The sequence below is a fragment of the Aquimarina acroporae genome (assembly GCF_023195925.1).
Taxonomy (GTDB): Bacteria; Bacteroidota; Bacteroidia; order Flavobacteriales; family Flavobacteriaceae; genus Aquimarina; species Aquimarina acroporae.
This window is the reverse complement of record NZ_JALPRE010000001.1, coordinates 779,962-805,838: the sequence shown is the minus strand read 5'-3', so window position 1 is coordinate 805,838 and position 25,877 is coordinate 779,962. Positions and strand designations below refer to the sequence as shown.

Sequence of the window (25,877 nt, the reverse complement as noted above, 5' to 3'; positions counted from 1 at the left end):
ATTTTTGATGTATTTTACTCCTGAAGATATTTCTAATTAGGAGAGTGAACCAAAATATGTCAAAATGAAAATAGTTGTAACCTTTGTACTTTTAGGTGTGTTAGTTATTTCATGTCAATCGAGACCTAAACCTCCAGTAACGGCGAGTATTTGGGGAGAAGGTGCGGTCTCTACAAGTGCTCCTGAGTTTGCTGCCACATTAAATTCTGATGAGACCGAAGTCTTTTTTAACCGTACTACGGCAGATCGTTCAAGTATGAAGCTAATGTATTCGGTATATGAAAATAAGAAATGGTCTGAAGCCAAAAACCTTTCATTTTCTACGGGAGAGTATCGAGATGTAGACCCTTTTCTCACTGCAGATGGTAACCGGTTATATTTTACTTCTACTAGGCCAGTTATTGCAAATGACAAAGGAGGAGTTTACAATACTTGGTATGTAGATAGACTAGAGGATAAATGGTCAGAACCCATTCATCTAGACTTTCCCTTTAATTCAGATTCGACAGATATTTTTATAACGATGTCAAAAAACGGAAATGCTTATTTTGTTTCGGAACGATTTCAGGGAAGAGATATTGTAGTTGTTAAGAACACTAAAGATGGATATAAACAAGCGGAAAAAATTGTGCTACAATTAAACGGAGAACCTATTTACGCAAGTAACCCGAGTATATCGTCAAACGAAGATTTTTTAATTGTAGCTGCAAGGGATCCAAAAGGGAAAGGAGATGCCGATTTATTTGTTTCCTGGAATGAGAACGGTGTTTGGACAGAGCTTGAGAATTTAGGTGCCGCAGTGAATTCAGAATATACAGAGTTTGCTCCAGGGCTAAGTAAAAATGATGAGGTGTTATACTTTACCTCGGAAAGACCTGGGGTTGTTGGTAAACGCCCAGAAGGAGAAAGACCACCTGGGGATATTTATTATGTAGATCTGAAATCTGTTTTGCAAAATCTTAAGCAATCAAAGTAAAACAGCACCTTCATGGGATTACTTTAAATAAAATTAATTGATTCTTTTGAGGGATAAAAGAGTTGAAATTATTGTCAGACACCACCACAATTGTTCTACTTCCATCTTCTAATGCAGGGCCAAAACTAATTCCTTCGATATTGTCGACAGAATTATTGATGAGTTGACTTCTGATAGTTTCAAAATCGAATAACAGTGTTTTTTGTGCTTTGGTATAAGAGGCACTGTTTAAAGACTCTGTTGATAGGGTGTTGGTGGCTTCAGTTGCATCAACTTTGTAAATTTTTACGTTGTTACCACCATCGATATATCCCGAAGAGAAGGAACGTTCTAGAGCTAAGAATTTATTTTGATCATATTCTAGAATCTCTACTAGTCCATTTACCTCAAAAGTTGTTCCTAAAGTTGCTGGTCGAGCCACAGGATCTAGTTCATATGTAAATTGTCGTTCTGCTAATCCTGTGTTTTTATTAAAGAAGGTGATTCGAACCGGAGAATCAGTATCAGTAAGAGTGGGTTCTGGTCCATCTTCGATAAGCGGTAGTTCTGTAGAAACCCAATATCCAGTGTTATCTATATTTAATGATAATCCTTCAAAAACCCCATTATGCCTCGGTCCTTTGGTATCATCATTAGCCTGAGCTTTAAAATAATCGGGTAAAGTGAATGTTCTTACCAGATTTCCCAAAGTAGATATTTCAAATAAAGCGGGGTCGATATCATTTACGATAGAACCTTCACTACTATACACCAAATTCTGTGTATTAGGATCAAATCGAATCGATTCAGGGTCAACTGTGCCAGCAGCTAATGCGGCGCCCATATTATCTTTTATTTCGGTCATAGTATTTACTGATACCTCGGTAAATCCAGTTGAAGTATATGATATAGAAGCGTTATAATACCGTATTGGTGGTTCTGAAGTATCACAAATCAGATACCACTTTCCGTCATAATAATCTATACCCGATAGTCCTCCGACAGGAACTCCTGCTAAGTCTTGAACCGGAATTACATATTCATCTATAAACTCAATCTTACTAATTGTATTTTGTGAGTCGGTGGGTGGAGAAACATCAGGATTAGAAGTATTATCATTATTGTTTGAAGAGCATCCCAAACAGCAAAAGATAAGGCAAATGATTATTTGATAAATACGAATCATTATGTGTTGATTTGTTTGATAAAGATATTGATTATAAGTGAGATAGGTTAGTGATTCATAAAAGCAACACTATGAGCGGCTACGATTGCAGCAGTTTCTGTTCTTAATCGGGTTTCACCTAGAGTCACAGGATGGTATCCAGAGGAAAGAGCTTTATGAATTTCATCAGGAGAAAAATCACCTTCTGGACCAATTAAAATAGTAGAGTTCGATTTTAGTTGAAGAATATCTTGTAGCGATTGTTTTTTAGTTTCTTCACAATGAGCAATTAATAATTGATCCTGATTTGGCTTTGCAATGAAATCAGAAAATGTAACTAGGGGGTTTAACTTAGGTAAGTAACATTGCAAAGATTGTTTCATAGCACTCTGAAGAATACGTTCGAATCTTTCCAACTTTATGACTTTACGTTCGCTGTGATCACATAAAATAGGTGTGATCTCATCAATACCTATTTCGGTAGCTTTTTCTAAAAACCATTCATATCGATCGTTCATTTTGGTAGGGGCTACAGCCAAATGTAATCGATAGGGTTTCTTTTTCTGAGTTTCAAACGAGTCAATTACAGCAATACATTGTGAAGGGTTAGAAAAGGTTATTTTAGCTTGAAAAAGATCACCTCTTCCATTGGTGATATGCAAAATATCATCTTCTTTCTTTCGTAGCACTTTGGCAATATGCTTACTTTCCTCGCGCGAGAATTTAATTTCGGTACTCGAGCTGCTTAATGTATCGTTATAAAATAGCTGCATTAGAATTTTATTCGGGCTTTAGCCACCACATTTAAGTCGGTAAAATCTTCTTTTAAAAACTTTAGATATCCTACAATGGCAATCATGGCTGCGTTATCTGTGGTATATTCAAATTTTGGGATAAAAGTCTTCCATCCAAATTTATATTCTCCATCCTTTAAAGCTTTACGAATTCCAGAATTAGCAGAAACGCCACCTCCAATTGCAATGCTTTTTATTCCTGTTTGCTTAGAAGCTTTTTTTAATTTATCTATCAATATGTTAATGATAGTATACTGTAGAGATGCGCAAATGTCGTGTAAGTTTTCCTGAATGAAATCTGGATTTTCTTTTACTTTTTTCTGTATAAAATATAATACTGAAGTTTTAAGTCCACTGAAACTGAAGTTTAAATCACTGACTTTTGGTTTAGGAAACGGAAAAGCCTTTGGATTTCCTAATTGCGCATATTTATCTATTAAAGGACCTCCAGGATAGGATAGCCCCAGGATTTTTGCACTTTTATCAAAAGCTTCACCAACGGCATCATCAATTGTTTCTCCAATTACTTCCATGTCGAAATGGTCGTTTACTCTTACAATCTGAGTATGACCGCCGCTTATAGTCATTGCTAAAAATGGAAATTCAGGTTGATCAAAGTCATCTTCTTCTATAAAGTGAGCAAGGATATGAGCCTGCATATGGTTTACATCGATGAGAGGAATGTCTAATGCCAGGGCTAATGATTTTGCAAAGGAAGTCCCTACTAATAAAGAACCCATTAATCCTGGTCCTCTAGTAAAGGCGATGGCGCTTAAATCTTTTTTAGCAATTCCGGCTTGCTTAATAGCTTGATCAATAACAGGAACAATGTTTTGTTGGTGAGCTCTAGAAGCTAATTCTGGAACAACACCGCCGTACTGTTCATGTATTTTTTGTGATGCCACAACATTTGACAAAACTTTTCCGTTGCATAATATAGCCGCAGACGTGTCATCACATGAAGATTCAATACCGAGAATGTATATTTTTTGTGGATTCATTATGAGGAAAAGGGCATAGAAATTGTTAATATTGTCAACAAAGTTAAAACAATAAAACGTATCAGAAAATTTAGGAAAATATTGTTAAGGGTATTTCTTACCCTTTTATCACTTTTTGCGTTTTTAGTGATCGTATTTTCTATACCTGCAGTTCAAACTTTTTTTGGAAAAAAAATTACTAAACGCTTAAACTCAGATTATGGTGTAGATATTCAAATTGGCAAGATTGGATTAACCTATGCCGGTAATGTGAATCTCAAAGAGGTTTTTGTAAAAGATCATCATCAGGATACATTACTTTATGCTGGGGGTATTGAAACCTCAGTAGGTAGTCTCAGTAAGATATCTAATGGCAATCCTGAGTTAGGAGAGGTCGTTATAAAGAATCTTAGATTTAAGATGAAAATCTATAAAGATGAAAATAGCGATAACTTAATGACTTTTGTAAGAAAGTTTGATAGTGGAAAACCACCTTCTGGTGAAAGGTTTCTGCTAACTACCAAAAATATTACCATTGAAAATGGTATTTATAGTTTTACCGATGAAAATTTAAAGAGTCCTGATGTAATATATTATAAGGATATTACTCTGGATGCAGAAAATCTAATGGTAGATGGTCCTGATGTATATCTAAATATTAATGCATTAGCATTTAATGAACCACAGGGATTACAAATTTCCAAATTGCAAACTTGCTTCGCTGTTAAGCCAAAAGAAATGAGTTTTCAAGAGTTGGTCATAGAAACTCCAGATTCTAATATAGAAGGTGAAGTATTATTTTCTTTTGAAGAAGGTGGACTTTCAGATTTTGAAAACAAAGTAAATATTACTGCAGACTTTAACAAGGCTTCTATTTCAACCAATGATTTGATCCCTTTTTATAAAGGATTCGGGAATAATCATGTTTTGAAATTGAGAAATACATTGGTGCAGGGAACTTTAAATGATTTTAAGGTGATCAATGCCAATATAACCGGATTAGATCGGTCAGTCATACGTGGAGATGTAAGGATTAAAAATGCGGTTTCTGATGCTACAAAATTTGAACTTACCGGTGATTTTACAGATCTAACGACCAATTATTATGATTTGGTAAATTTGATGCCTAGAGTTCTGGGAGAATCACTTCCTCGTCAGCTGTATCAATTTGGAAGCGTTACGGCCAAAGGTAATGCTACTGTAACTACAAAAGCTGTTGATATAGATATGAATCTTTTTTCTCAACTTGGGCAAATAAATGCTTTTGTGCTACTTGAGAAGCTTGATGATATCACCACTTCAACCTATAATGGAAATATTATATCCAATGACTTTAATGTAGGTCAATTATTAGGGGTAAATTCGGTAGGTAGCGCAGCTTTTAATATTAATGTTGATGGAAGTGGCTTTACACTAGAGAGTTTGAACACCAGAATAGAGGGAGATGTTAATAAATTGGTGTTTAATGGGTATAATTATTCGAATTTAAAAGCACTAGGAAACTTAAAAGATAGAGTTTTCGATGGAAATCTCATTTCTCAGGATCCTAATGTAAGATTTGAATTTAATGGAGTAGCAGATTTGTCTCAGGAGATTCATAACTACGATTTCGTTGCAAATGTTGATCATATTGACCTTAAAAGGCTAAATCTCTTTACTAGAGATAGTGAATCTATTTTTAACGGTGATGTATATATGAATATGAAAGGTACTGGTGTAAATGATGCTTTTGGAACCATTTCTTTTAAGAAAACCCTGTATACCAATCAAAATGCTAGCTATTATTTTGAGGATTTTGATATCACTTCTAGCTTTGATGAAAATAATGTAAGAACAATCAAGATCAATAGTCCCGATATTGTCGAAGGAGATGTGAAAGGGATTTTCAGGTTTGAAAATGTGTATGATCTTTTCAGGAATTCGATTGGGAGTTTATACACCAATTTTGAAGCTACAGAGATTACAGATAATGAATTTATGGAATTCAATTTCAGTATCTATAATAAAATTGTTGATGTCTTTTTCCCTGAAGTTCAATTTGCACCAAATACAATCATAAGAGGAAAAGTAGAAAGCAATGAGTCAGAATTTAAACTCACTTTTAAATCTCCTTCTATTAAGGCTTTTGATAATGTCATGCAAAATGTAGATGTTCAAGTAGATAATAAAAACCCATTATTTAATACTTATGTAGCAATTGATAGTATCGATTCTAAATACTATGATGTATCAGAATTTAGTTTGATTAATGTTACACTAAAAGACACGCTATTCATGCACTCCGAATTTAAAGGAGGAAAAAATAATGCAGATGATTTTAGTTTAGAGTTTTATCATACCATCAATGAAGAAAATAATTCCGAAGTTGGTTTCAGGAAGTCAGACCTTACTTATAAAGGATATACCTGGTATGTAAACCGAGATAAAAATAAAGATAACAACAAGATAATATTCGACAACGATTTTAAAAATATCGATATTCAATCACTTATATTTAACTACAAGGATGAAGAAATAAAGGTGGATGGCGTCGTAGAAGGAAAATATTATAAAGATATCAAGGCTACTTTTGAAAATGTTGATCTTAATAAAATCACACCCAGGATAGATAGCTTGAATTTTGCAGGAAAAGTAGACGGGAAGCTAGCAGTATTACAAGAGAACGGGGCCTACTATCCTAGCTCTACGATAAGTGTAAACGATTTAGGGATTAATGAAACATTGTTGGGAGATCTTACTATCGATGTGGTTGGAAATGATGATTTAACCGAATATAGTGTCGATACTAAACTTACTGATGAAGGAAACCATCAAAGCCTTACAGCTTTGGGAACTATTAATGTTTCTAAGAGCAATTCTAAGATGGACGTAGATCTTGAACTTGATCGATTTAATATTGAAGAGTTTAGTGCATTGGGAGGTATAGTAGTTTCTAATATAAGAGGGTATCTCTTTGGAAATGCAAAAATCTCAGGTAGTTTTAAAAAACCTTCAATAGACGGTGCTCTTAGTTTAAGTCAAGCGGGACTTACTGTACCTTACCTTAATGTGGATCTGGATTTTGAAGAAGGTTCAAGAGTTCTATTAGAAAAACAGCGATTTAATTTTGATAATATTGAGGTTACTGATACCAAGTATAATACCAAAGGAATTTTAGGAGGATATATAGCTCATCGTCAATTTTCGAAATGGGAAATGGGCTTAGATCTTATTGCTAATGATAGATTACTAGTTCTTGATACCGAAGAAGATGAAGAATCATTGTATTACGGAACCGCATTTATAAGCGGAGATGCTTCTATAAAAGGCCCTACAGACGAGTTAGTTATTAATGTAAATGCTACTACCGAAGAAGGTACGGTTTTTAAAATTCCACTTAATGAAACAGAGTCTATTGGAGACAATTCATATATTCACTTTTTGAGCCCCGATGAGAAACAAGCCCGTTTAGAAGGTAAAGAAATTGTGTTGGATGAGGTAAAAGGGTTAGAACTACAATTTGATCTGGATGTTAATAATAATGCCGAAGTTGAAATTGTAGTAGATAAACAAAATGGAAGCTCACTTAAAGGTCGCGGAGCTGGGACATTGCTTATCGAGATTAACACCAATGGGAAGTTCAATATGTGGGGAGATTTCGTGGCATATGAAGGAACATATAATTTTAGGTATTTGGTCGTTGAAAAGATATTTAATGTTCGGGACGGAGGTACGATTAATTGGGATGGAAGTCCAACCAGAGCTATTCTAGACCTAAGTGCGGTATATAAAACAGAAGCAAACCCAGCTATTTTATTAGATAATGCTTCGATAAACAGAAAAATACCCGTTGAGGTCGTTGTAGATTTACAAGGAGAATTAATACAACCTAACCTTAATTTTAGTCTGGAGTTTCCGAATCTAAGCTCAGTAGTAAAAAGTGAGTTAGATTATAAGTTAAGAGATCAGTCTAATAGTGAAATACAAGCTTTATCTCTGGTTTCTCAAGGCCAATTTTATAGTAGTGAAACGTTGGATCCAAACACCATTACGGGAGGGTTAGTAGCAGATAGAGCTTCTAGTCTTTTTGATGGATTGTTTTCTGATGAAGATGATAAGTTCCAGGTAGGACTTAATTACGTGCAGGGAGTGCGTACTTTGGATCAGGAAAATGCAGATCAATTTGGATTAACACTATCGACCCAAATTAACAATAAAATACTAATTAATGGTAGGGTTGGAGTTCCTCTGGGAGGAACAGATCAATCTACTGTAGTTGGAGATGTAGAAATAGAATATCTCTTTAATGAGGATGGGTCGCTTAGAGGTAAGGTGTTTAATCGACAAAATGATATTCAATTTATAGGGACTGAAAACCAAGGTTATGAGCAAGGTATTGGACTTTCATACTCGGTAGATTTTGATAATTTCAATGAGCTCGTACAAAAGGTTTTTAAAAACAAGAAAAAGAAAAAAGATTCAATAGCAAAACCGGTGGATACAACTAAGATAGAAGCCCCCGAATTTATTAACTTTACAGATAAAAATAATTAACCAATAACGAACTAAAAGATCTAGAATGGCAAGAGAAATCAGAACCATTGGAGTAATGACCTCAGGAGGAGATGCTCCGGGTATGAATGCAGCTATACGAGCAGTAGCAAGAGCATGCGCATATTATAATGTAGAATGCGTAGGGTTTTATAGGGGATATCAGGGAATGATCGAAGGGGACTATTGTGAAATGAATGCACGAAGTGTTCGAAATATAATTAGTAGCGGGGGGACGATTCTTAAATCTGCTAGATCTGAAGAGTTTAGAACACCTGAAGGAAGGAAAAAAGCAGCAGAGCATCTAAAAAAAATAGGAGTAGATGCCATGGTGCTCATTGGTGGTGATGGTACTTTTAGAGGGGGAGAGATATTTAGTAAAGAATATGATATTCCTGTGATAGGAGTACCAGGAACAATCGATAATGATATTGCTGGCACAAATTATACGATTGGTTATGACACTGCGCTTAATACCGTAATTGACGCAATTGATAAAATTCGAGATACCGCGAGTTCACACGATAGATTATTCTTTATAGAAGTGATGGGACGTGATGCTGGTTTTATTGCACTTAACAGTGGAGTAGGAGCAGGAGCAGAAGAAATTTTAATTCCCGAAGAAGACCTTGGTCTAGATCGTTTATTAGAATCTTTAAAACGTAGTAAGCGTTCTGGGAAATCCTCTAGTATTGTTGTGGTAAGTGAAGGAGATAAGATTGGTAAAAATGTGTATGAACTTGCCGATTATGTTACCGAAAATTTACCAGATTACGATGTAAGGGTGACCGTTTTGGGGCATATGCAACGAGGGGGATCACCTAGTTGTTTTGATAGGACTTTAGCAAGTAGATTATGCGTTAAAGCGGTTGAGTTGTTGTTGGATGGAGAAAAAAATGTAATGGTAGGATTAATTAACAATGAAGTAAAATCCACCAGTTTTGATGAGGGACTATCGGGGGATCATGAAATAAATAAAGAGTTGTTGCGTATCTCTGATATACTATCAACATAAATTTGTTATCAATAGTTATGACCATTGCAATAATAGCTCATGATGGAAAAAAAGCTGAAATGGTTCAGTTTCTTAATGAGCACAAAAGTATATTACTTTCGAAAAAAATAAATCTTGTTTCTACGGGAACGACTGGTCAAAAGGCAAAAAGAGCTGGTTTTGAGGTTGCTCCTTATCTTTCTGGACCATTAGGGGGAGATGCCCAAATTGCTTCAGATGTAGCCGAAGGTAAGATCGATATGGTTATTTTCTTTAGAGATCCATTGGCAAAACACCCTCATGAACCTGATATTTTTATGCTTATGCGCCTTTGTGATGTGTATAATGTTCCTTTAGCCACAAATCCAGCAACTGCCGAGTTGTTATTAAAAGGATTATAGATTAGATATGAAAATATGTAAAGTATTATTGTTGTGTTTAATGTATTGTTATGTTCAGGGACAAGAGCTGCAAAGTACGATTTCCAAGATTACACAGGAACATAAAATTATTCCGGGAACCAAGTTTAGTATAATTCCTCCAGAAGGATTTAGAATGGAACCTATCATTAAAGGTTTAATGATGAATGAAGGGGGAGCTAAAATTACCACAATGACTTTGTCAAAGACCATGTTTTCTAACGTTAAAAATACGATTAGTGAAGAAAAGTTCAACTCCTATGGTATATCTGGTACAAAAATTGAACGTTTCTTATTTAATAATAAAGAAGCAATTTGGGTTAGTTTTTCGGGCAAGGACACACCTAAAATAGAAATGAATAATCATCTACTGTATATTGAACTAGAGCAAGGAAAAGGAGCAGTAATCAATGCAAAATACCAAAGCACATTAAAAAACATTTTAGATAAAGACATTAGAAAATCAATGTTGAGCATTATCCATGATCCTAAACGTAAAATATCTGACTTAGATGAACTTGGAATTACTTTGGATCTGGGTAGTTATGGATTAAAAAAAGAAGGAGGTTTTTGGGGAGGAACCGTAAATTTTAGAGGAGACGGCACAGAAAGGCCATTGTCGAATAAAGACTTCTATTATACCATAACTCATGCTCCTACACGATACAATGTAGAAGATAAAAAACAATTTGTTATTAATTATAACTATAAAGAAACTCATAGTAAGTATGACCTCATTAAGCCTATTGCTATAGATGATTTGGAGGGATATGAACGTTATTTTTCTAGAAAAAATGACAAAGGGCAAATAACAAAATGCTATGCATTGATTCTACTCTTTGATGATCAAAATTATTATGCTTTGCAGGGGATAATAGATTCAAAAACAATTACAAAGCAAGAATTTGATGAAATCAAAAAGCAATTCAGAAATTTGGCCATTAGCTTAAAAAAAATGTAAAAACAGTGATCAAAAAATCGATCTCCTCAGGTAGCAAAAAGATCGATTTAGTAGAATTTTAAACACCAATAATGCTAGTAGGTTTGTGTATTTATAACGGTAAGTATTTGATATTATTGTAGTTAAGTTGTTTTTTTTAGTTCGGCCAAATTATAAAGACAAGTTTTTAATACACTGCTCGCGGATACTCCACACTTCTTCAAAAGTTAAATGGATCCTTTCTTTTACAATCCAGTTCTTGATATATTCTTTATGAAAATTTACCTTATAATCACCTACCTGATCGGGAGCGATAAGTGTTTCAGATAAAATAGTATCTGCAATACGATCAAAATTAGATTCTAACGAAGTAACATCTATAGTGCTGTTTACATGTCTTAGGTAGCAATGCGCTTCCGGAATATACTCCAGGTTATGCCTTGCTATTTCCTGACCAATCTTGGGAGTATTAACCTGGTTCATTTTATATATACCCATAATAAGATCAATCTCAATTTCATTGAGATCAGCTACGGTTTTTAATAAACCATGTTTAGAACTACAGGTGCCTTTATGTTCTGTAATCACCAATGAGACATCTGTTCTATTGGTATTTCTTCCATAGGGGATATGTCGAACAAAATTGGTTAAAGTGTTCCAATTACTAATGCCTTTGGATTTAATTAATTGTGTTAGGAGGTCACTTGATTTTAATGGATAGTCATACATCTTGTAAGAAATAGTGTAAATCTGTAAGTGTCAAATTTAAAATAATAATTGCTTATGAAACAGAGGTGAATTCATAGTTAATTTCTTCCTGTAGTGATAGAAAAAATAGTTAGGGAATTTAAGGATATATTAAATAGAAAGAAGTGGCTATAATTTGTTTTTACATTCCAATACTTTCGCAGAAATCGCCAATTATTAACTAACAAATTAAAACCTAACATGAAAACACAATTACCATTTTTGGTAGTGGCACTGTTTAGTATTCAATTTTTTTGTGCCCAAAATGTAGAAACTCAACTTACAAAAATTGAAAGATCTGTAAACAATAAAAGTATAGACAATTATTTTGACTCTAGTTTGGCTCCATTTTATCACGGAGTAGCTTCTGGTGATCCGTTGGAGGGTGCCATAATCATTTGGACCAGAATCACTACAAATAATACCTCTGCAGTTGTAAACTGGAAAGTAGCGACCGACTCCCAAATGGTCAATGTGGTTAAGCAAGGTCAGGTTGTTACCAATCAAGGTAAAGACTATACCGTGAAGGTAGATGTAACAGGTCTTAGCCCTTTTACCACGTATTTCTATCAGTTTGAATCTTTGGGTTCATTATCTATAATCGGAAAAACAAGAACTGCTCCTTCTCAAACAGAAATGGTAAATAACGTGAGGTTTGCAGTGGTTTCCTGTTCAAACTATCAAAATGGATATTTCAATGCATATAATCAAATTGCAGAGAGAAATGATCTTGATGCAGTAATTCACCTGGGAGATTATATTTATGAATATGAATCTGGAGGATATGGGTATAGCGATACTATTGGTAGAGGACATTTACCTGAAAGTGAAATTATCACTTTAGACGATTATCGAGTTCGTTATTCTTATTACAGCTTAGATCCAATGCTTCGCAATGTACATCAACAACACCCTTTTATTCATATTTGGGATGATCATGAATTTGCCAATGATGCTAATAAATTTGGTGCCGAAAATCATTCTCCAAATACCGAAGGAAGTTGGGAAACCAGAAAAGCAAATGCGCATAAAGCGTATTTTGAATGGATGCCTGTTCGAGCAAATTCTATGGAACAATATCGTTTGTATCGCAAGATTTCCTATGGGAAATTGTTAGATCTTATTATGTTAGATACCCGCATTGAAGGCAGGGATACTCAGGTTTCTACATCCAAAAATTTAATTAGCGCAGCGGGCTCAAACAAAAAGTTTAAGCAATATGCTAAAGAAGTAATAGCTAATAAAGATTTAAATAACCCTGAAAATGTAAAAGAAATTTTAAGAGTGGTTTTGCCTATGCTGTTAGAAGTGTCTGATGCTGAAAAAAAAGTAACTTCAGGATTAACCGCTACAGAATTTGATAGATTAATTGAGTTGTTTGCAAATACGGTGGCTCAAAACAAATCGTTGAATTCAGGAGAGGCTTCAATCAAAGAGTTAAAAAATTTACTTAAGAAAGGGGCAAAGTATTCTGAAAAGGTAAATAATAAAGAAAATAAAGCAATCTATACTTCCATTTTGGGAGAAGAACAATTTAACTGGCTTACCAATCAATTATCTTCTTCTTCAGCCCAATGGAGAGTGATAGGAAACCAGGTCATGATGATGCCTTGGAACGGAGTTCCATCAAATGACGCTTGGGATGGATATAGCGAAGAAAGAGATAGATTGCTAAGTTATGTAAGAGATAATGATATTAATAATATAGTGGTACTTACAGGAGATATTCATAGCACATTTGCTGGAGAAGTGCGATACCGCCGTAGTTGTGAAATGTGCGAGTTTGTTGTGCCCAGTGTGACTTCACAGAATCTTGACTTTGTTGGAGGTATAGCATCTGGAATAGGTGAGTTCTATATAAAATTACTAAACAGGCATATCAAAGATGTTGACTTGGATAATCACGGATACTTTGTTTTGGATGTCACTGAAAATAGAGCACAGGCTGATTGGTATGATATTTCTGATGTTACAAGGCCAGTAGCCGGCGAAAGGAGGTCTAGGGGTTGGTATGTGAATGCAGGAGACTGTAGAATTAGAGAAGCTTCGAATCCAGCAAGAGCCTTATCTAGAGGTATTCAGCTAGGGGATGAATATACCAAAAAGCCAACAGAAATTATGTCAAAAGATGATTTTACCATTATGGGAGTATATCCTAATCCAATGGAAGAAGAAGGGAATATTCATTATTTGGTACATAAAGAAAACAAGATTAAAGTCTCTTTATATGATTTAAATGGGAAGTTGGTGCAGGAACTTCAAAACCAAAATATAGGAAAGGGAATTTATAATTTATCTTTTCATTCAGGTAGCATGAAAAAAGGAAACTACATTGTAGTAATTGAATCAGGAACGACTAAAGTAACTAGAAAAATTATGATTAAGTAATAATATAAATAAAGCCGGAGCATGATCACTCCGGCTTTATTTTATGCTGTTATTGTTATTTACTTTACCGCAATAACTGATATTTCAACATTTACAAATTTTGGTAGTGCAGCTACAGCTACAGTTTCTCTTGCGGGAGCGGTGTCTTCATTAAAATAACTTCCGTAGACCTCATTGACTTGTGCAAAATTATTCATGTCACTTAAGAAAATGGTAGTTTTAATTACGTTTTCAAAAGTCATACCTACTTCGTCCAAAATTGCTTTAAGATTTTGCATTACTTGTTCAGCTTCAGTTTTGATGTCGTCTAAAATCAATTCGCCAGACTCAGGATTAATTGCTATTTGTCCAGAGGTATATAATGTGTTTCCATTCATGATGGCCTGATTATAGGGGCCAATAGGAGCGGGAGCCTTTGATGTAGTAATGATTTTTTTCATAATGCGAAGTTTATATTGTTTATGTGTGATTTAACTTGTATTGTAATTCCTTCTATTAGTAATTTATCATTACTCCATATAGCTGTTTTACAACTGTCTATCGGGCTCTCGACGTTTGTCCCACTTAATGTCACTAAGTACAGAAGATTTAATTCCGATAAAGAAGTTCCATGATGTCCTCTCGCTAAATGGAATCCAGTTAAAGCTCATTCTCCAACTTTCTAGGTCACGTTGAAACCTTAGGTTGGTAAAAGTAAATCCTGGGTTTTTTAAATCGTATCCTGAGGAAACGCCAACAGACCATCGGGGCGCAAGTTCTACATCGCCAGAAAACATTATCGAATGAGCCGATATTTCATTCTGCCTGGCATTATTACTATAATTTACATTGTACGACACCCGTAGGTTCCAAGGGATTTTATAGCCATAATTTTTGGTGTCCTTATCGGTATCTTTCTTTTTATCCTCAACATAAGATCTAGCTTCACCAAAATCTGTCACTCCACCGAATAAATTATCGGGTCGTCCTTCATTCCTGAAATTTTGATTAGTTAAAGGGTCTTCATTTACTTTCCCTTTTTCAAAATCCTGACTTGAGAACGAATATCCAAAGTTAGCACTTGCCCGGGTTAAACGAAACAAACTTCCGCCATTATCAATATTCCAGACGTCTATCTTTCGGTTATTATTGTCTAATGCATATGGGTCTAGTTGCGCATTGAAATTGATATCTAACTTGTTTTGTATAATAGGAACATTACCGCTAATTGATATTGGACTTAATTTTAAAGAATCTCCTGCAATATTATATGCAGTACTAATATTGAAGTTATTAAGAAGTATGACCTTTTTGGGTTCTGTAGCTGTGCTATCCTTACTTTTGACCTTCATCTCAATATTATTGCTTAAAGAAAAACCAATACTACTAGAAAAGACGTTACTCGGTGCACCAAAGAAACCGCCTTCAAACTTAGAGTATTGAACCACTTCTGTTTCATCTACATCTACCGTGTTTGGATTGTCCGTAATGGTATATTCATCATAAAACTGATCGAAAGCAGGATTGATATTATAACTTATTGAAGGTCTCATCGTATGGCGTATAGCTTGTATCTTTTTCCCTTTTTTAAAGTTAAAAGTACCGTAGATGGTGGTCCCCAAACTAGCCGAAAAATTATAAGTTCTAAAACTGTCAAAACCTGAAATAGTATCCCTTACTACGGCTCCTGCACCATCATTGGCATCGGGATCATAATCTTGTTTTATGGTTTCGAAAACCCAATTCTCTTGATAATTGGTCCCCATCGAAGCACTTATATAGTTAAAGATTTTGAAATTGGTGGTTAAAGGTATAGAATGCTGCATTCCCATTACTGCATCATCAAACATTCTGGCAGAGAATAAATCATCGTCTGTGGTCACAATTCTATTTTCTCCTCTAAAATTATATTGTGTATTTATATTCTGTATAATACCTTTTTTAATACCTACTTTAGGTGCAAATGGGAATACTCTTGAAACACTTGCATTTACATTTGGAAGCGATAAATTTACCGTCCCCGTATTGGTGTTGGAGTTATGTGTTGCAGCTACATTAATATTTACCTGTGGATCACCAGGGATGGTTTTTGAATAAGAAATATTCGAACTTATCTGGTTGTTTAAGAAATTACCCGTATTCAGTTGGTTTGTCGATTGTTGAAAGAAATTACTACTTCCAAAGTTTACCGATGCAGAAAATCTCGAATTCGGATTTGCTTTTGCATCCTGGCTATGTGTCCATTGAATATTATAGGTGGTAGTTTTCGAAAAATCTGGGAATCCACGTTCACTTTGTAGGTTGTTTTCGTACCTGAAGCGAAGATTACCTCTAAATTTATATCGCAATGCATAAGCCGATTCTACAGCAAACGTATAACTTCCATTTGTGTAATAGTCACCTAATAACGTTAGGTCTACATAATCACTTATAGCAAAATAATACCCACCATTTTGTAGAAAATAACCACGCCTTCTTTCTTCACCGGGATTTGGTATGATAAAACCAGAAGTTCTATCCTCTGTAAGCGGAAAATACCCAAACGGTAATCCCAGTGGAGTTGGTACATCTGCAATAAACATGTTCACCAGACCTGTAACAATTTTCTTTTTAGGAACAAACTTTATTCTTCGTGCATAAAAATAATATTCAGGGTCTTCAATATTCTCTGATGTTGTAAACTTTACATTTTTCATGTAAATCACCGAATCATTCTCACGTTTTGAAATCTCATTTTTGATTTTAAAACCATTTTGTTCAGTTCGAGAATTATATATAAGTGCTTTCTCTGTATCAAAATTGAAGCGAATAGAATCTGGTTCTACGATGTTTTGACCTTGTTTAAATATTGGTGTTTGAGTGTATTCACCCAGTGAATCTTTTATACCATAGGCATACACCTCATTTTTTTCATTATCAACAATAATATGGCCTGCATTTATTTGCATTTCACCATAAATGATTTCTGCCTGATTGTATAAGTACATTTTATTTTCTCTCCGACTTAGCCTCATATAATCAGTAGCCTTGTAATCTACCTTGTCAGTAAGAAATTGAGGTTCTGCTTGTAACGTGTCTTTTTTGACAGTGTCCTGAGCTTTTTCTGTAATGATTTCTTCGGGATTGAGTCTTATTTCCTTTTCGGGACCAGGAATTGAATCTTCCTTGGCCGGAATAGGTACCTCGGTAGTTTTATTGGTTTCCTGTGCTGTTATTTGACAAATACAAAACAGTGAAAAACTTAGTGAATAAAGTATGTGACGTACCGTTGTTTGCAATGGTTTAAATCCTATTTTTGTAAAACTATGGCTTAGTTTTTGAAGTGCCAAAATTACATATATTTTTTATCCTTAGATTGTAATTGGTAAAAAAATAAAAAATTATGTGATCGAGACATATCTAAAGCCATTTAAAACGAATGGAATAAAGATTAAATTGTACGATCATAATCTTTGTTTTTTTACGATATATATTAAATACGGAAACAAAAAGGGAATGTTTCAAAGTTAGAAGTAAAATTGTTTGATTTAATGAAAAAGGGAACAACATATCATATTTATCTTTTACTAATAGTGTTTGGGCTATTGGTTAATCAATGGTCTGTATCTGCACAGGAAAGCGATAAGTTTGTTGTGGTTTTAGATGCTGGGCATGGTGGACATGATCCGGGGAACAGAGGTAATGGATATAAAGAAAAAGAAATTGCGCTTAAGGTGGTGTTATCGGTAGGTGCTGTTCTTGAGAAAGATCCAAGGTTTAAAGTTGTATATACTCGTAAAACAGATAAGTTTATAGAACTTCATGAAAGGGGAAAAATAGCCAACAAAGCTAATGCAGATCTTTTTGTTTCTATACATTGTAATTCTCATAGATCGCAAGCCTTTGGTACAGAGACGTTTGTTTTGGGGTTACATGCTAATGATGAGAATTTTAGCGTAGCCAAAAATGAGAACTCAGTAATTCTTTTGGAGGACAATTATGAAGCTAATTATGATGGGTTCGATCCAAATTCTCCAGAGTCGATTATAGGCCTAACCTTAATGCAGGAGGAATATCTAGATCAGAGTTTAACCTTGGCAAGTTTTGTGCAAAACAGATTTAAAAAAGCATTGGATCGTAAAAGCAGAGGAGTAAAGCAAGCAGGGTTTGTGGTATTACATCAAACGTATATGCCTAGTGTTCTTATTGAACTAGGTTTTCTAACTAATATTAAAGAAGGAAAGTATCTAAATTCTAAGAAAGGGCAAGACGAAATGGCGAAGTCTATAACAACTTCTATTGTAGATTATAAAGAAAGTTTAGATGCCATTTATTATGTTCCGAAAACAGAAACGCCAAAAGAAGTAACAAGCGTAACGGCAGAGATGGAAGGAGATAAAATATACGATGGTATTACTTTTAAAGTGCAAATAGCCGCAGGTTCTACCGAAATAGAATTAGAACCTTTTAATTTTAATGGTTTAGATCAATTAACTAAAACTAAAGATGGTGATTTGTATAAATATTACTACGGAAGTACTTCAAACTACACACTTATTCAGGAACTTAAAGATATTGCTTTGGGAAAAGGATTCGATTCAAGTTTTGTCGTAGCATTTCGTAATAATGAACGAATTTCTTTAACAGAAGCGCTAAAACCTAACACTTCTTCTAACTAATCTGAATATTTACTGATAATTCATCAAAAAATAATCTACAAAAAAATATTTTTGTTCTAAATTTGTCACCTAAAATTTAATCTATTTTGAAATTTACTCGAGAAGTCAAGACGGGAATACTTGCGATTTGTGCAATTGCACTTCTTATTTTTGGATACAGTTTTTTAAAAGGGCAAAACCTTCTTGAAAATGACAGGACATTCTATGCGGTTTACAAAAATGTCGAAGGATTAATTCCTTCTTCTCCTGTGACCATAAATGGTTTGGTTGTAGGGCAGGTGGTTTCTATCGATTTTGCAGACACTAAAGGGAACTTGGTGGTAGAGTTTAACGTAGATAGTGATTTTTCGTTTTCAAAAAATAGTGAAGCCAAAGTATATGGGGGCGGACTTATAGGAGGAAAGTCCTTGGCTATTATACCAAAATACGAACAAGGATTAGATGCTGAAGATGGTGATACGTTAAAAGGAAGGATAGAAGCGGGCTTGTTAGAGTTGGTTAATGATAGATTAACTCCTTTGCAGGAGAAGTTGGAATCTGCAATTACTGATGCAGATACTTTACTAACTTCTGTCAATGGTATTTTAAATGTAGACAATCAGAATAATTTAAATTCAATTTTCAAGGACCTAAGTATTAGTGTAAAGCAATTTAAGAATACATCTATACGAATAAATAATTTATTGGCTCAGAATGAAGAGAAGTTAAATAAGACTTTTGATAATGCTGATAAAATCTCTTCTAAGCTGAATAAAGTTTCAGATTCTTTGTCACAAATCAATGTTAAGAAAATAGGAAAAGAACTGGAAGTGGTTCTGGCGAATTTTCAAAAAATTTCTAAAGACCTCAATGCAGGGAAAGGAAGTGCAGGTAAGCTGTTGAAAGACGATAAATTATACGACAATCTGGAAAAAACTAGTAAAGAGTTAGAGCTTTTACTGCAGGATTTAAGACTGAACCCAACCAGATACATCAATGTTTCTGTTTTTGGGAAAAAGAATAAACCATACAAAAAACCGACAGACTCAGTAAATTAATATAAAATGCAATATATACCTAACATCTTATTTGTAATTGCCTTGGTAGCAGGAATAGGATATTTTACAAAAAACATCCGAAAAGTAATCCGCAATATCCGATTGGGTAAAGATGTTGATCGATCAGATAATAAAGGAGCAAGATGGAAAAACATGGCTATGATTGCTTTAGGGCAATCTAAGATGGTTCGAAGACCGATAGCAGGAATACTGCATATTGTCGTTTATCTTGGTTTTATTATTATTAATCTTGAGGTCCTAGAAATTATTATTGATGGTATTTTTGGAACACATAGAGTATTTGCTCCTCTAGGAAGCTTTTATGATTTTCTTATAGGGTCTTTTGAAATATTAGCACTATTGGTCTTAGTAAGTGTTGTTCTTTTTTGGATACGAAGAAATGTTATCAATATCAGACGTTTTAAAACATTAAAAGGATGGCCAAAAAATGATGGTAATATTATCCTGTATTTTGAAGTTGTTTTAATGACGCTGTTTCTTACCATGAATGCGGCAGATCTACAACTACAGGCAATTGGAGCAGAGCATTACATCAAAGCAGGTGCATATCCGGTAAGTCAATATATTTCTCCTTTATTTGGAGGTGTGTCTGAAGGAAGCCTTATCATATTAGAACGTACAGCATGGTGGTTGCATATTTTAGGAATATTAGTGTTTTTGAATTACTTATACTTTTCTAAGCACTTACATATTCTTTTAGCATTTCCTAACACCTTTTTTGCAGACTTAAAACCTAAAGGTGAGTTTGATAATTTAGAAGCAGTGACCAAAGAGGTAATGCTTATGATGGATCCAAATGCAGATCCTTTTGCAGCTCCTGCAGAAGATGAAGAAGCAGGAGAACCCGAAAAATTTGGAGCCTCAGATGTAATGGATTTAAACTGGGCGCAATTACTCAATTCATACACTTGTACAGAGTGTGGGCGTTGTACTAGTGAATGTCCTGCAAACCAAACAGGTAAGAAGTTATCACCTCGTAAAATTATGATGGATACCAGAGATCGATTACAAGAGGTAGGGGCAAATATAGATAAAAATGGTAGTTTCGTTGATGACGGGAAGCAGCTGTTAAACGATTATATTACTGCCGAAGAACTTTGGGCATGTACAAGTTGTAACGCCTGCGTTGAAGCTTGTCCTGTAAGCATCAGTCCGTTGTCAATTATTATGGATATGAGGCGTTATTTGGTGATGGAACAAAGCGCGGCTCCTTCAGATCTGAATAATATGATGTCGAATATAGAAAATAATGGAGCTCCATGGCCTTTTAACCAAATGGACAGACTAAACTGGAGCAACGAATAAAAATTAATTAACCAAAAAAATTAACCAATTAACCTTAAAATTAAGAGAAAATAGAAGTTATGAAGAAGGAAGAAGTAGAAAAATTATTGCATGACAAGGTAGAGGCAGGGGAACATGTGAGTCCGGTATTGCCAGAAGGAATTAAGAACTACCTTATCGATATCGATGGAACTATTACAGAAGATGTTCCTAACGAAGAACCAGAGCGTATGGTTACTTGTGAACCTTTTCCGGATGCGCTTGAAACCTTAAATAAATGGTATGACGATGGTCATATGATTTGTTTTTTTACCTCAAGAACAGAAGATCACAGAGAGGTTACCGAACAATGGTTAGAGACTCATGGGTTTAAATACCATAGCCTTTTAATGGGTAAGCCTAGAGGAGGAAACTATCATTGGATAGATAATCACCTAGTTAAGGCGACTAGATATACCGGTAAGTTTACCGAATTGGTAGAGCGAGTGGTTACTATTGAGGTTTTTGATGATGGAAAACATGATTAGTAGTTTTCTATTCAAGAATTAATTGTTAAAAGAAAAGAAATTTAAGTAGTATTATAATATGAGTGAGACAGTAAAGGTGCCTACTATGGCAGAGTATATGGCAGAAGGAAAGCAACCCGAGGTATTGTTTTGGGTAGGCTGTGCCGGTAGCTTTGATGATAGAGCCAAGAAGATTACCAAAGCTTTTGTAAAATTGTTACATAATGCTAATGTAGACTTTGCTGTGTTAGGAACTGAAGAGAGCTGCACAGGAGACCCTGCAAAAAGAGCTGGAAATGAGTTTTTATTTCAAATGCAGGCTGTAACTAATATTGAAGTTATGAATGCCTATGAAATTAAGAAAGTCGTTACCGCATGTCCTCACTGTTTTAATACTATTAAAAATGAATATCCTTCTCTAGGAGGAGAATATGAGGTGATGCACCATACTCAATTTCTAAAATCGCTTTTAGATGAAGGTAGGTTAACCGTCGAAGGAGGTAAATTTAAAGGTAAGAGAATTACTTTTCACGACCCTTGTTATTTAGGTAGAGCCAATAATGTTTACGAAGCTCCTAGAGATCTGCTTAAAAAGTTGGAGGTTGAGCTTATAGAAATGAAACGTTGTAAGCGTAATGGGCTTTGTTGCGGAGCTGGAGGAGCACAGATGTTCAAAGAACCAGAACCAGGTAATAAAGATGTAAATATAGAAAGAACCGAAGATGCGTTAGAAACCAAGCCAGATATAATTGCTGCAGGTTGTCCTTTCTGTAATACCATGATGACAGATGGTGTGAAAAATAAAGAGAAAGAAGACAGTATTGAGGTGCTCGATGTTGCAGAACTTATTGCAAATGCTCAGGACCTATAATTCTTAGGATCTTAGATAATTTATTAAGGGTTAATATGTTTGTGCATATTAACTCTTTTTTATAACGGGAAATAGAAATAGTTTTTAGTACTTTAGTAAAAAAAATAGGCAATGTTGGTGGATTTTAATGAGCTTCCGGAAACATCAAGGGTGTGGATATATCAAGCAAACCGTTCATTTTCTCAAGATGAATTGGAAGAAATCAAACAAAAATTAGATGAATTCATAGCACAATGGACTGCTCATGGCGCAGACCTTAGAGCGGGCTATGATATTAAATATAAAAGATTTATTACCATTGGATTAGATCAAGGAATGAATGCGGCTACAGGTTGTTCAATAGATGCTTCTGTGCATTTTGTCCAGGAGTTAGAGAAAGATTACAAAGTAGATCTTATGGACAAAATGAACGTTTCTTTTAAACAAGGAGAATTTGTAGCATATAAATCATTGACAGATTTTAAGAAAATGGCTAAAAACAGATCGGTATCCCCAAATACTATCGTTTTCAATAACCTGGTAACCAACATAGCTGAGTATCGTACCAATTGGGAAGTGCCAGCAAAAGAGAGTTGGCATAACCGTTTTTTAAATTAAATTTTACGTGTGGCAAATCGTTAGAAAGTATTTTTATTCAATTTTCTTAATAAGCCTCGGTGTTACTGCACAACAATCTGAAGATGTGGTGATACAAGGCGTTCAGGATTCGACTTCTTTACAAGTTGATCAATATATTCATCCTTTAGTTGTAGCCGATGAATTGGAGCAAAAACAATGGGTAGATAGTGTGTATAATACTATGACCCTTAAGGAGAAAGTGGGCCAACTATTTATGGTAGATGTGTTTTCTTCTAAACCGAAAAAAGAAACCGATAAGATTAAGCAGCTCATTAAAGAATATCATATTGGTGGCGTTATATTTTCTAAAGGAGGTCCTGTAAGACAAGCAAAACTTAATAATGAATATCAGGAATTATCCGAAATTCCTTTGTTAATGGCTATGGATGCCGAATGGGGTTTGGCTATGCGGTTAGATTCTACACGGGCGTTTCCCTGGAATATGACATTAGGTGCAATTCAGGACGATAAACTGATTGAAGAAACTGGAAGACAAATCGCTAGACATTGCAAACGTTTAGGAGTACATATCAATTTTGCACCAGTAGTAGATATCAATACCAATCCTAAAAATCCTATAATCGGGAATCGTTCCTTTGGTGAAGATAGAGACTTAGTTACTCAAAAAGCTGCTGCATTTATGAAAGGAATGCAAAAAGAAGGAGTTTTGGCCAGTGCAAAACATTTTCCTGGTCATGGAGATACCGACAGTGATTCGCACAAAACATTACCTACTATTAATTTTGATAAAGAAAGAATAGATAGTGTAGAGCTGTATCCTTATAAAAAACTGATCAATGACGGGTTGTCTAGTGTGATGGTAGCCCATCTAAATATACCTAGTTTAGAACCGAGATCAAATTATCCATCTTCTATTTCTAAGAATGTAGTTACCGATTTACTTAAAGAGCATTTACATTTTAACGGGCTCATTTTTACTGATGCCTTAAATATGAAAGGAGCTTCAGACTTCAGTAGTCCAGGTGATATAGATTTGGCAGCTTTTTTAGCTGGGAACGATGTGCTATTGATTTCTGAAGATGTGCCATTGGCTTCACAAAAAATAGTATCGGCCTATTATTCAGGTTTAATAACAGAAGAACGACTAGCGCATTCGGTAAGAAAAATTCTGATGGCAAAATATAAAGTAGGTCTAAATAAATACAAACCAGTCGATTTATCTTTCATTTATGAGGAGTTAAATAGTGTGAAAAATGATGTGCTACATCATGAATTGGTTGAGAATTCTCTTACCATAGTAAAAAATGATAGAGCTACATTACCTATTAAAAATCTTGATCTCAAGAAAATTGCCTATGTGTCGTTGGGAGATGATTCTGGAGATGCTTTCTTTCAAGAACTTAATAAATATGCTCAGGTAGACCATGTAAAGGCTACTCAGTTGGGAGAAATGATAGAGAAACTGGGTGAGTATAATTATGTTATTGTTGGTTTTCATAAATCTAATGCCAATCCCTGGAAAGACTATAAGTTTAAGAATAAGGAGTTGGTTTGGTTGTATGAAATAGCAAGGCTTAATACCACGGTATTATCCATTTTTGCGAGGCCGTATGCTATGTTAGATATGCTAACTACTACGAACTTCGAAGGGGTTTTAATGGGGTATCAAAATAGTGAGATTGCTCAAGAAAAGGCTGCGCAATTGCTTTTTGGAGCGTTTGAATCCAAAGGAAAGTTGCCGGTAAGTTTAGGAGAGGACTTTCCAGTAGGAACGGGCCATGAAACCAGATCTTTAAAAAGGTTGTCTTATGGTTTGCCAGAAAGTGTGGGTATGAACTCATTTAGGTTAAGCAGAATAGATTCTGTTGTGCAAAGAACGCTTAAAGAAAAGATGGCTCCTGGGTTGCAATTAATTGTAGCTAGAAAAGGAAAAGTGATTTTTAATAAGAATTATGGCTATCATACATATAGTAAATTAAAGAAGGTTAAAGGATCTGATATTTATGATTTAGCATCGCTAACCAAGATACTAGCAACATTACCTCTAATTATTGAGTTAAAGGATAAAGGGGTTATTTCATTAGATTCTAAGATTGGTAGACTTTTGCCGTCTTTTGAAGATTCTAATAAAAAAGATATTACCATCCGTTCTATGCTTTCGCATTATGCCAGATTGAGAGCTTGGATTCCTTTCTACTTGAAAACATTAGATAGTGTAACACAAAAACCTGATAAAAAATATTATAGAAATAGTTATTCTGATGAATTTAATATTAAGGTGACGAATAATTTGTATTTCAGGAGTGATATGAAGGATTCTTTAATGCTTAGGATTAAGGACAGTGAGTTGAGAAAAAGGTTAAGTTATAAGTACAGCGATCTGCCGTATTACTTGCTTAAATCTTATCTTGAAGATCATTACGGAAATACACTTAATAAACTTACACAGCAACATTTTTATAAACCTTTAGGAGCTAACAATACTTCCTATTTACCTTTAACAAAATTCAAAAAGAGAAGAATAGTGCCAACCGAAAATGATCAAGCTTTTAGAAAAGAAGTTATTCATGGCTATGTGCATGATCAAGGAGCTGCTATGTTTGGGGGTATAGGAGGACATGCAGGATTGTTTGCAAACGCAAATGATGTTGCAAAGATTATGCAGATGTATCTTAATGGTGGGTATTATGGAGGAAAACAATATTTCAAGAGTCAGACTTTAGAAGAGTTTAATACCTGTCATTATTGTCATAAGAAAGTTAGAAGAGGAGTGGGGTTTGATAAACCACAACTTGGCGAAGTAGGACCTACTTGTGGGTGTATTTCAATGACTAGTTTTGGGCATAGCGGGTTTACAGGAACATTTACCTGGGCAGATCCAGAAGAAGAAATAGTGTACGTATTTTTAAGCAATCGCACTTTTCCTGATTCTAATAATCGAAAGTTAATTTCTAACGATATTAGATCGGAAATACAGCGAATTATTTACGAAGCGATTGATTATTAGCTTATAGAAAGTATATCGAAAGA

At 34.7% G+C, this 25,877-nt stretch carries 19 protein-coding genes; 13 read left to right on the top strand and 6 right to left on the bottom strand.

Annotation, left to right across the window (positions count from 1 at the left end; all coding sequences use genetic code 11):
* The first annotated feature begins 64 nt into the window (after nt 1-64).
* Nucleotides 65-976, top strand: coding sequence for a TolB-like translocation protein (locus M0D21_RS04005; protein WP_248327141.1), 912 nt, complete (start codon nt 65-67; stop codon nt 974-976).
* A 10-nt stretch (nt 977-986) separates the two neighbouring features.
* Here the strand turns inward: M0D21_RS04005 and M0D21_RS04000 are convergent, their stop codons facing one another.
* Genes M0D21_RS04000 through tsaD form a run of 3 tightly spaced genes read right to left on the bottom strand, consistent with a single transcriptional unit; the run spans nt 987 to nt 3,915 of the window.
* A complete protein-coding gene (locus M0D21_RS04000; RefSeq protein ID WP_248327139.1) occupies nt 987-2,141 on the bottom strand; it encodes an esterase-like activity of phytase family protein in 1,155 nt (384 codons plus the stop codon).
* Nucleotides 2,142-2,188: 47 nt separating this feature from the next.
* Complete coding sequence (locus M0D21_RS03995; protein WP_248327137.1) at nt 2,189-2,893, bottom strand: 16S rRNA (uracil(1498)-N(3))-methyltransferase; 705 nt, start codon at nt 2,891-2,893, stop codon at nt 2,189-2,191.
* On the bottom strand, nt 2,893-3,915 hold the full coding sequence (tsaD, locus tag M0D21_RS03990; protein WP_248327136.1) for a tRNA (adenosine(37)-N6)-threonylcarbamoyltransferase complex transferase subunit TsaD: 1,023 nt from the start codon (nt 3,913-3,915) through the stop codon (nt 2,893-2,895). The genes M0D21_RS03995 and tsaD overlap by 1 nt, the downstream gene beginning before the upstream one ends.
* Before the next feature lie 81 nt (nt 3,916-3,996).
* Here tsaD and M0D21_RS03985 point away from each other — a divergent pair, with 81 nt between their 5' ends.
* From M0D21_RS03985 to M0D21_RS03970, 4 genes are read left to right on the top strand one after another with little or no spacing between them, the layout of a single operon-like run.
* Nucleotides 3,997-8,427, top strand: coding sequence for a translocation/assembly module TamB domain-containing protein (locus M0D21_RS03985; RefSeq protein WP_248327134.1), 4,431 nt, complete (start codon nt 3,997-3,999; stop codon nt 8,425-8,427).
* 25 nt (nt 8,428-8,452) lie between these two features.
* Nucleotides 8,453-9,439: a 6-phosphofructokinase gene (gene pfkA / locus M0D21_RS03980; protein WP_248327132.1), complete on the top strand. Its 987-nt coding sequence runs from the start codon at nt 8,453-8,455 to the stop codon at nt 9,437-9,439.
* A gap of 17 nt (nt 9,440-9,456) precedes the next feature.
* Nucleotides 9,457-9,819, top strand: coding sequence for a methylglyoxal synthase (locus M0D21_RS03975; protein ID WP_248327129.1), 363 nt, complete (start codon nt 9,457-9,459; stop codon nt 9,817-9,819).
* Nucleotides 9,820-9,826: 7 nt separating this feature from the next.
* Entirely contained in the window at nt 9,827-10,798 is a 972-nt protein-coding gene (locus M0D21_RS03970; protein WP_248327127.1) for a hypothetical protein, read from the top strand.
* A gap of 150 nt (nt 10,799-10,948) precedes the next feature.
* Here M0D21_RS03970 and M0D21_RS03965 read toward each other — a convergent pair whose 3' ends face one another.
* Nucleotides 10,949-11,506 (bottom strand): hypothetical protein, encoded by a 558-nt coding sequence (locus M0D21_RS03965; RefSeq protein ID WP_248327126.1) that lies wholly within the window; start codon nt 11,504-11,506, stop codon nt 10,949-10,951.
* A 219-nt stretch (nt 11,507-11,725) separates the two neighbouring features.
* On the opposite strand from M0D21_RS03965, the gene M0D21_RS03960 reads away from it, so the two are divergent.
* Entirely contained in the window at nt 11,726-13,912 is a 2,187-nt protein-coding gene (locus M0D21_RS03960) for an alkaline phosphatase D family protein (RefSeq protein WP_248327124.1), read from the top strand.
* A 59-nt stretch (nt 13,913-13,971) separates the two neighbouring features.
* Here the strand turns inward: M0D21_RS03960 and M0D21_RS03955 are convergent, their stop codons facing one another.
* Nucleotides 13,972-14,352, bottom strand: a complete 381-nt coding sequence (locus tag M0D21_RS03955) for a RidA family protein (RefSeq protein ID WP_248327122.1) — start codon at nt 14,350-14,352, stop codon at nt 13,972-13,974.
* 87 nt (nt 14,353-14,439) lie between these two features.
* Nucleotides 14,440-17,220 carry a putative LPS assembly protein LptD gene (locus M0D21_RS03950; protein ID WP_248327120.1) on the bottom strand — a complete coding sequence of 927 codons (2,781 nt, stop codon included), beginning with the start codon at nt 17,218-17,220 and terminating at the stop codon, nt 14,440-14,442.
* Nucleotides 17,221-17,421: 201 nt separating this feature from the next.
* Here M0D21_RS03950 and M0D21_RS03945 point away from each other — a divergent pair, with 201 nt between their 5' ends.
* From M0D21_RS03945 to M0D21_RS03915, 7 genes are all read left to right on the top strand, one after another.
* The gene (locus M0D21_RS03945; RefSeq protein WP_248327118.1) at nt 17,422-18,549 is read left to right on the top strand and encodes an N-acetylmuramoyl-L-alanine amidase family protein; all 1,128 of its coding nucleotides are present in this window, start codon (nt 17,422-17,424) and stop codon (nt 18,547-18,549) included.
* A gap of 86 nt (nt 18,550-18,635) precedes the next feature.
* Nucleotides 18,636-19,586, top strand: coding sequence for an MlaD family protein (locus tag M0D21_RS03940; protein ID WP_248327116.1), 951 nt, complete (start codon nt 18,636-18,638; stop codon nt 19,584-19,586).
* Between the two features lie 6 nt (nt 19,587-19,592).
* Nucleotides 19,593-20,912 carry a (Fe-S)-binding protein gene (locus tag M0D21_RS03935; RefSeq protein ID WP_248327115.1) on the top strand — a complete coding sequence of 440 codons (1,320 nt, stop codon included), beginning with the start codon at nt 19,593-19,595 and terminating at the stop codon, nt 20,910-20,912.
* Between the two features lie 59 nt (nt 20,913-20,971).
* Nucleotides 20,972-21,418, top strand: coding sequence for an LNS2 domain-containing protein (locus M0D21_RS03930; protein WP_248327114.1), 447 nt, complete (start codon nt 20,972-20,974; stop codon nt 21,416-21,418).
* 58 nt (nt 21,419-21,476) lie between these two features.
* Nucleotides 21,477-22,268 carry a (Fe-S)-binding protein gene (locus tag M0D21_RS03925; RefSeq protein WP_248327112.1) on the top strand — a complete coding sequence of 264 codons (792 nt, stop codon included), beginning with the start codon at nt 21,477-21,479 and terminating at the stop codon, nt 22,266-22,268.
* Between the two features lie 111 nt (nt 22,269-22,379).
* Nucleotides 22,380-22,865, top strand: a complete 486-nt coding sequence (locus M0D21_RS03920) for an ABC transporter ATPase (RefSeq protein ID WP_248327110.1) — start codon at nt 22,380-22,382, stop codon at nt 22,863-22,865.
* Nucleotides 22,866-22,950: 85 nt separating this feature from the next.
* Entirely contained in the window at nt 22,951-25,854 is a 2,904-nt protein-coding gene (locus M0D21_RS03915; protein ID WP_248327254.1) for a glycoside hydrolase family 3 N-terminal domain-containing protein, read from the top strand.
* Nucleotides 25,855-25,877: the final 23 nt, after the last annotated feature.

Bases quoted from the DNA above. Each gene is read 5' to 3' on its own strand.
- M0D21_RS03935 (WP_248327115.1), top strand. From the start codon at position 19,593: ATGCAATATATACCTAACATCTTATTTGTAATTGCCTTGGTAGCAGGA.
- M0D21_RS03975 (WP_248327129.1), top strand. From the start codon at position 9,457: ATGACCATTGCAATAATAGCTCATGATGGAAAAAAAGCTGAAATGGTT.
- M0D21_RS03930 (WP_248327114.1), top strand. From the start codon at position 20,972: ATGAAGAAGGAAGAAGTAGAAAAATTATTGCATGACAAGGTAGAGGCA.
- M0D21_RS03995 (WP_248327137.1), bottom strand. From the start codon at position 2,893: ATGCAGCTATTTTATAACGATACATTAAGCAGCTCGAGTACCGAAATT.
- M0D21_RS04000 (WP_248327139.1), bottom strand. From the start codon at position 2,141: ATGATTCGTATTTATCAAATAATCATTTGCCTTATCTTTTGCTGTTTG.
- M0D21_RS03945 (WP_248327118.1), top strand. From the start codon at position 17,422: ATGAAAAAGGGAACAACATATCATATTTATCTTTTACTAATAGTGTTT.
- M0D21_RS03970 (WP_248327127.1), top strand. From the start codon at position 9,827: ATGAAAATATGTAAAGTATTATTGTTGTGTTTAATGTATTGTTATGTT.
- pfkA (WP_248327132.1), top strand. From the start codon at position 8,453: ATGGCAAGAGAAATCAGAACCATTGGAGTAATGACCTCAGGAGGAGAT.
- M0D21_RS03955 (WP_248327122.1), bottom strand. From the start codon at position 14,352: ATGAAAAAAATCATTACTACATCAAAGGCTCCCGCTCCTATTGGCCCC.
- M0D21_RS03960 (WP_248327124.1), top strand. From the start codon at position 11,726: ATGAAAACACAATTACCATTTTTGGTAGTGGCACTGTTTAGTATTCAA.
- M0D21_RS03925 (WP_248327112.1), top strand. From the start codon at position 21,477: ATGAGTGAGACAGTAAAGGTGCCTACTATGGCAGAGTATATGGCAGAA.
- M0D21_RS04005 (WP_248327141.1), top strand. From the start codon at position 65: ATGAAAATAGTTGTAACCTTTGTACTTTTAGGTGTGTTAGTTATTTCA.
- M0D21_RS03965 (WP_248327126.1), bottom strand. From the start codon at position 11,506: ATGTATGACTATCCATTAAAATCAAGTGACCTCCTAACACAATTAATT.
- M0D21_RS03920 (WP_248327110.1), top strand. From the start codon at position 22,380: ATGTTGGTGGATTTTAATGAGCTTCCGGAAACATCAAGGGTGTGGATA.
- tsaD (WP_248327136.1), bottom strand. From the start codon at position 3,915: ATGAATCCACAAAAAATATACATTCTCGGTATTGAATCTTCATGTGAT.